The following is a 694-nucleotide window of genomic DNA, read 5'->3' as shown; positions in this document are numbered from 1 at the left end:
CATGATGCCTTCCCAGATCGCGCCTTCATCGAGTTCGCCGTCGGAAAAGAGCGTGTAAACAAAAGCGTCCGAGCCCTTGCGCTTGAGGCCAAGGCAGCGGCCCACCGCAATCGTGAGACCGTGGCCGAGCGAGCCGCCGGACATCTCCATGCCGGGCGTGTAGCTCGCCATGCCGGACATCGGCAACCGGCTGTCGTCGCTGCCGTAGGTTTCCAGTTCCTCGGCGGGCAAGATGCCGGCTTCGAGCAGCACGGCATAAAGCGCGATCGCATAGTGGCCGTTGGACATGAGGAAGCGGTCGCGGCCTTCCCATTCCGGGTTGTCAGGCTGATATCGCATGGCGCCGAAGTAGGAAACGGCAAGTACATCGGCGATGTCGAGCGCCTGGCCGATATAGCCTTGCCCCTGCACTTCGCCCATCAGCAGGGCGTTTCTGCGAATCCGATAGGCGCGCTCGGCGAGCGTCACCGCATCTGATGAAATTGCGTTCATGCTGTCTCCTTGATTTGAGAGTGAATTATTGCTGCAGCTTTCTCAGCGGTTGACGGACTTCGCCGGCACGAGGAAAACGAGCGCTGCGCCCAGGACGATCGCCGCCGATATGAAGATCAACCCGGCCGTCGACTTGCCCGTGAGATCGTTCAGCCAGCCGACAATGGCCGGCGAAAAGAAGCCCGCGAGATTGGCGAAGCAG

General features: G+C 61.1%; 2 pseudogenes. Both read right to left on the bottom strand.

Annotated features, from left to right (window positions below):
* A pseudogene (locus tag BG61_RS38750) lies at window positions 1-492 on the bottom strand (transketolase); the annotation flags it as partial.
* Between the two features lie 42 nt (window positions 493-534).
* Window positions 535-694 (bottom strand): annotated as a pseudogene (locus BG61_RS42645) (MFS transporter); the annotation flags it as partial.

It is taken from the genome of Caballeronia glathei, assembly GCF_000698595.1.
GTDB lineage: Bacteria > Pseudomonadota > Gammaproteobacteria > Burkholderiales > Burkholderiaceae > Caballeronia > Caballeronia glathei.
This window is presented reverse-complemented; position numbering and strand designations above follow the sequence as displayed.